The sequence below is a fragment of the Marinobacter sp. F3R08 genome, from assembly GCF_018860425.1.
Lineage (GTDB): Bacteria > Pseudomonadota > Gammaproteobacteria > Pseudomonadales > Oleiphilaceae > Marinobacter.
In genome coordinates, this window is record NZ_JAHKPI010000026.1 from 1 (window position 1) to 4812 (window position 4812).

Sequence of the window (4812 nt, forward strand, 5' to 3'; positions counted from 1 at the left end):
GGCAACTAGAGACTGTGGCAGTAGGTCAGGGTCCGTCATTTGCCATACGTAAAAAAGCGGTGAGCATATTCACGCTTGAACAGTATGTAGAAAACGGAATTATGACTGCCGCTCAAAAAGATTCTTTAGTGAATATCATTTCACAAAAGAAAAACATTCTTGTCGTGGGGGGGACTGGTTCCGGTAAAACCACACTGGCAAACGCCATTATTCGTGAAACCGTCGAACAGTTCCCTAATGACCGCTTCATCATCATTGAAGACACCAGTGAAATTCAGTGTGCCGCGAAGAACTATGTTCAGTACCGCACCTCTGAAACCGTCGATATGACCAGCTTATTAAAAACCGCATTAAGGATGCGACCTGACCGAATTCTAGTCGGTGAGGTGCGTGGTCCAGAAGCTCTCGATTTGTTAATGGCTTGGAATACAGGTCATCCAGGTGGCGTTGCCACAATACATGCGAACAAAGGCCCTTCTAGTGGTCTTGGGAGGTTTAAGTTCCTTATAACAATGCACCCTAAAAAACCAGACCCAATTGAACCGTTTATAGGCGAGGCGGTTCATGCGTTGGTGTACATCGCCAAAAACAAAAAAACCAACACTAGGGCCGTCGAAGAAATTATCGAAGTGTCCGGTTATCAAGATGGTCAATACGTGACCGAAACCTTATCAAACAAACCTATCTAGGAGTTATACAAATGCAATTCTCTCTATCAAAAATCCGATTCGACCGCTCGTCTATGTTCTACCTGGGCTTGTTTGCGTTGATGTTCTTAGCAATGGCGCTTCAACCTGCAATGGCATCCGAAGGCACTGGCGGCTCACTTCCTTATGAGAGCTGGCTAACTAACCTTCGTAACTCTGTTACTGGTCCTGTGGCGTTCGCTCTTTCAATGATTGGTATCGTTGTTGCGGGCGGTATTTTGATCTTCGGTGGTGAACTAAACGCCTTCTTCCGCACACTGATTTTCCTTGTTTTGGTAATGGCAATGCTTGTAGGTGCGCAAAACATGATGTCTACGTTCTTCGGTCGTGGTGCTGAACTTGCTGCGCTTAGCGAAGCTGTTATTAACCAAGTTGGCGGCGCGGCTTCTCGTGTTGTTAACGGTGTACAGGCGGCTTAATTATGGCTTTGCGCACGATCCCCATTCGTAGGGCTGGCAACAGAGCGAACTTGTTCATGGGCGGGGATCGTGAGCTTGTGATGTTCTCTGGTTTGCTCGCTGCCGCACTAATTTTTAGTGCTCAAGAAATTAGAGCAACTGTATTCGGTATTTGTCTTTGGTGGGGTGCGCTTTTTGTGTGCCGACTAATGGCTAAATCAGATCCTAAATTGCGTCATGTGTATCTGAGACACCGCATATACAAAGCGTACTACCCAGCACGTAGTACGCCCTTCCGTGAAAATACATCAGGCCAAGGGAAGCAATACAAATGATGATTCAATCTATTTCATTCGCCATTGCTGGCTTCGGTGCTTTGTTGTTACTAATCCTATTCTCCCGTGTCCGTGCGGTTGATGCTGAATTGAAACTCAAAAAGCATCGCTCTAAAGATGCAGGATTGGCTGATTTACTTAACTACGCTGCCGTTGTCGATGATGGTGTAGTGGTATGTAAAAACGGCGCATTTATGGCGTCATGGCTTTACAAAGGAGAGGACAACGCAAGTAGTACCGATGCACAACGAGAAATGGTGTCCTTTCGTATAAATCAGGCGCTTTCTGGTTTGGGTAGTGGTTGGATGGTTCACGTTGATGCTGTACGCCGTCCATCACCAAAATATTCAGATCGTAATTTATCTGAGTTTCCAGACAAGATTTCAGCTGCTATTGACGAAGAACGCCGCCAACTATTCGAAGGGTTGGGAACTATGTATGAGGGCTATTTTGTGCTCACTTTAACCTGGTTTCCTCCAGTATTGGCTCAGCGAAAGTTTGTTGAACTTATGTTTGATGACGATGCGGAAATTGTTGGTAAGAAAGAACAAACAAAGGGCCTGATTAATCAGTTCAAGCGTGAAATAACCGCTATTGAAAACCGTCTATCCAGCGCTGTTAATCTGAGTCGTTTGCGTGGTAACAAAATTACAAATGAAGATGGAAAAACCATCACTCACGATGATTTCTTGGGGTGGTTACAGTTCTGTATTACGGGCCTTAATCATCCAGTGACATTGCCTAGCAATCCTATGTATTTGGATGCGTACTTAGGCGGTCAAGAAATGTGGGGGGGTGTTGTTCCTAAAGTCGGTCGTAAATTTGTTCAGGTCGTAGCGATTGAAGGTTTTCCTATGGAGTCATATCCAGGAGTGCTTTCTGCTCTTGCTGAATTGCCTGTTGAATATCGCTGGTCATCACGATTCATATTCATGGACCAACACGAATCACTAAGACATTTAGACAAGTTCCGTAAAAAGTGGCGCCAGAAGATTAGAGGTTTCTTTGATCAGGTTTTCAACACTAATAACGGCACTGTAGATCAAGATGCACTATCAATGGTTCAAGATGCAGAGGCCGCAATTGCTGAAATCAGTAGTGGTGTTGTAGCTGCGGGTTATTACACAAGCGTTGTCGTCCTAATGGATGAAAACCGCGACCGACTAGAACAGTCTGCCCGCCAAGTAGAAAAGTCAGTAAACCGTCTTGGTTTCGCAGCTCGTACAGAAACTATCAATACTCTGGATGCTTACTTGGGAAGCCTGCCAGGTCACGGTGTCGAAAACGTTCGTCGTCCACTAATTAACACTATGAATCTGGCCGACTTGCTTCCAACAAGCACTGTTTGGACTGGTTCAAATAAGGCTCCTTGCCCAATGTATCCATCATTGGCGCCAGCACTAATGAACTGTGTAACAAGTGGTTCTACTCCGTTTAGGTTAAACCTGCACGTTCGAGATTTGGGGCACACTTTTATGTTTGGTCCAACAGGGGCGGGTAAATCAACGCACTTGGCATTAATCGCAGCTCAGCTGCGCAGATACAAAGGCATGTCTATTTATGCTTTCGACAAGGGTATGTCTATGTACCCATTAACAAAGGCTGTCAATGGATTACATTTTTCTGTTGGTGCAGACGATGACCGCCTAGCGTTCTGTCCATTGCAATTCTTAGATAGCAAATCAGATCGCGCATGGGCGATGGAATGGATTGATACCATTTTGGCGTTAAACGGGGTTAATACCACTCCAGCTCAACGTAACGAGATTGGTAACGCAATCCAAAGTATGTACGAAAGCGGTGCGCGTACACTGTCTGAGTTCTCCTTAACAATCCAGGATGAAAATATCCGTGAAGCGATGCGCCAATACACAGTAGATGGGGCTATGGGTCATCTATTGGACTCTGAACAAGATGGATTGTCTTTAACGGATTTCACAACATTTGAAATCGAAGAATTGATGAACCTGGGCGAGAAGTTCGCACTGCCAGTATTGCTTTACCTATTCCGTCGTATCGAGTGCAGCCTGAAAGGTCAACCGTCCGTCATTATTTTAGATGAAGCATGGCTAATGCTAGGGCATCCAGCTTTCCGTGAAAAAATTCGAGAATGGCTCAAAGTTCTTCGTAAGGCGAATTGTCTGGTTCTTATGGCAACACAAAGTCTGTCTGATGCGGCCAACTCTGGAATCCTAGACGTTATTGTCGAGTCTACTGCAACCAAAATCTTTCTTCCTAACGTGTATGCGCGTGATGAAGATACAGCGGCTCTTTATCGTCGAATGGGCCTCAATAGCCGTCAAATCGACATTTTGGCAACCGCGGTTCCTAAACGTCAATACTATTATGTTTCGGAAAATGGGCGCCGTCTCTATGACTTAGCTCTTGGCCCGCTTGCATTGTCGTTTGTAGGGGCTTCTGACAAGGAATCTGTAGCAATCATTAAACAGCTTGAAGCTAAGCATGGTGAAACGTGGGTTGATGAATGGTTAGCAAGCAGAGGCATAAATATTAATAACTACTTGGAGGCCGCGTAATGAGCTTTTCCGACACACTAAAGGGGCTGATTTTCAAAAATCCCGCGCCAGGTTATCAATCAGAACCGACCGTTGAGAAAGAAGAAAAACAGGGTAAACGCCAAGAAGAAACTGAAAACCCTTATCTGACTGCCCGCCGTACTTGGAATGAACATGTGGGTTCAGTGGTTTCAGCAAAGCAGACCTGGCAGGTTGTGGGGATCTTGTCCCTGCTAATTACGTTGGCCGCTGTTGGTGGTGTGATTCACATTGGTAGTCAATCAAAGTTCGTCCCTTACGTAGTTGAAGTGGACAGCTTAGGTCAGGCTCAAGCAGCAGGACCCGTCACAGCTTCTTCAATGGCTGACCCGCGAGTTATGGGTTCGACGGTTTCAAAATTTATTGAAAATGCTCGCTTGGTGTCTCCAGACGTAGCTTTGCAACGTAAAGCTGTTTTTGGTGTTTACGCCCATTTATCACCGAAAGATTCAGCGACCATAAAAATGAATGAATGGCTAAACGGTAGTGCGGATTCAAGTCCATTCAAACGTGCCGCGAAGGTAATGGTAAGTATTGATATTAAATCAGTCATGCCGCAAACACCGACAACGTGGCAAGTCGATTGGGTGGAAACAGTACGAGACCGACAAGGTGTTAAACAAGGTGAACCCGCTCTAATGCGCGCATTAGTTACTGTTTACACCGCAGATACTTCAACGCAGACCACAGAAGAACAGATGCGCAATAACCCGCTGGGTATTTACGTTCGTGACTTCTCTTGGTCACGCCTGCAATGATTACGAGGCTTAAACCTATGAACAAGCAATTATCAGCTGTAATTCTTGGCACTGCGCTG

At 45.5% G+C, this 4812-nt stretch carries 5 protein-coding genes; all 5 read left to right on the plus strand.

Going from position 1 to position 4812, the window contains the following annotated elements:
- Window positions 1-689 (plus strand): P-type conjugative transfer ATPase TrbB (gene trbB / locus KO499_RS19625; protein ID WP_215985475.1); only part of this gene is annotated, 689 nt, incomplete at its 5' end.
- A gap of 11 nt (window positions 690-700) precedes the next feature.
- The gene (gene trbC, locus KO499_RS19630; protein WP_012774847.1) at window positions 701-1126 is read left to right on the plus strand and encodes a conjugal transfer system pilin TrbC; all 426 of its coding nucleotides are present in this window, start codon (window positions 701-703) and stop codon (window positions 1124-1126) included.
- Window positions 1127-1128: 2 nt separating this feature from the next.
- Window positions 1129-1440, plus strand: a complete 312-nt coding sequence (locus KO499_RS19635; protein ID WP_012774848.1) for a conjugal transfer protein TrbD — start codon at window positions 1129-1131, stop codon at window positions 1438-1440.
- Window positions 1440-3977 carry a VirB4 family type IV secretion/conjugal transfer ATPase gene (locus KO499_RS19640; protein ID WP_012774849.1) on the plus strand — a complete coding sequence of 846 codons (2538 nt, stop codon included), beginning with the start codon at window positions 1440-1442 and terminating at the stop codon, window positions 3975-3977. Before KO499_RS19635 ends, KO499_RS19640 begins: the two co-directional genes overlap by 1 nt.
- A complete protein-coding gene (locus tag KO499_RS19645) occupies window positions 3977-4753 on the plus strand; it encodes a conjugal transfer protein TrbF (RefSeq protein WP_012774850.1) in 777 nt (258 codons plus the stop codon). Before KO499_RS19640 ends, KO499_RS19645 begins: the two co-directional genes overlap by 1 nt.
- Window positions 4754-4812 lie beyond the last annotated feature (59 nt).